Source organism: Synechococcus sp. R6-10 (assembly GCF_047461815.1).
Classification (GTDB): domain Bacteria; phylum Cyanobacteriota; class Cyanobacteriia; order Thermostichales; family Thermostichaceae; genus Thermostichus.
This window is the reverse complement of sequence record NZ_JANSHW010000623.1, coordinates 1-740: the sequence shown is the minus strand read 5'-3', so window position 1 is coordinate 740 and position 740 is coordinate 1. Positions and strand designations below refer to the sequence as shown.

Annotated in this window: 2 protein-coding genes; one reads left to right on the top strand and one right to left on the bottom strand. The window is 56.4% G+C overall.

Annotated elements, in window-relative coordinates; genetic code table 11:
* Positions 1 to 291, bottom strand: a 291-nt coding sequence (locus tag NW837_RS14660) for a DUF1559 domain-containing protein (RefSeq protein WP_414332306.1), incomplete at its 3' end; no start/stop codon positions are given.
* A 71-nt stretch (positions 292 to 362) separates the two neighbouring features.
* On the opposite strand from NW837_RS14660, the gene NW837_RS14655 reads away from it, so the two are divergent.
* A complete protein-coding gene (locus NW837_RS14655) occupies positions 363 to 602 on the top strand; it encodes a hypothetical protein (protein ID WP_414332305.1) in 240 nt (79 codons plus the stop codon).
* Positions 603 to 740 lie beyond the last annotated feature (138 nt).

The window sequence follows — 740 nt, the reverse complement described above, 5'->3', positions numbered from 1 at the left end:
ATACTGACCCGCTTTGACATACGGGGCAATATCCATCGTCCACGCGCGCCGACGCCCAGGCGCCTGCGCATCGCCCCAGTCGCGCCACTGCTGGAAGGGGAACATCTCGTCGTAGTCGTTCACATACATCATCGTCGCCAGTCCAATCTGCTTACCATTGGACAGACAGGTCGTCTGACGCGCTTTCTCACGCGCCTGTGCAAACACGGGGAACAATATCGCGGCGAGTATCGCGATGATCGCGATAACAACCAGCAGCTCGATTAGCGTAAAGCCGTGCCGAGTTCTCATAGGAACCTCCCATGATATTGTGAACAAACTTATATTAAAAAGTGTTTAAAATATGTTAACAACAAGTTAAATTGCTGGGTAGCCCCTCTTCTACGCTGGGTGTTTGGAGCGTCCGTATTGTTCAGGGGCGCGATGTCACCCGCAACGCCTTTGCCGCGCAGGTGTGGCTGCGCAACGGTGGGCAGACACGGTTTATGGGAATCTTTGCCTATCGGGAGGGCGCGGTGTATAATATCGATGTCAAGCATTTGGACGCGCGCTTCGCTTGGTGGGCGATGCGCCTTACAGGGGAACTCGAGGATGACGCCTGATCTGTTGGAGCCTATTCAGGCTTGGGAGTCGCGCGTAGCGCAGAGCGCCAGTGAGTACCTCGCGCTGCTGCAGCCTGTGCTGCAGTCGTTGGGGCTGCGAGTGAAGACCATGCTATGCCGCTCGCAGCCGTCCTCTGC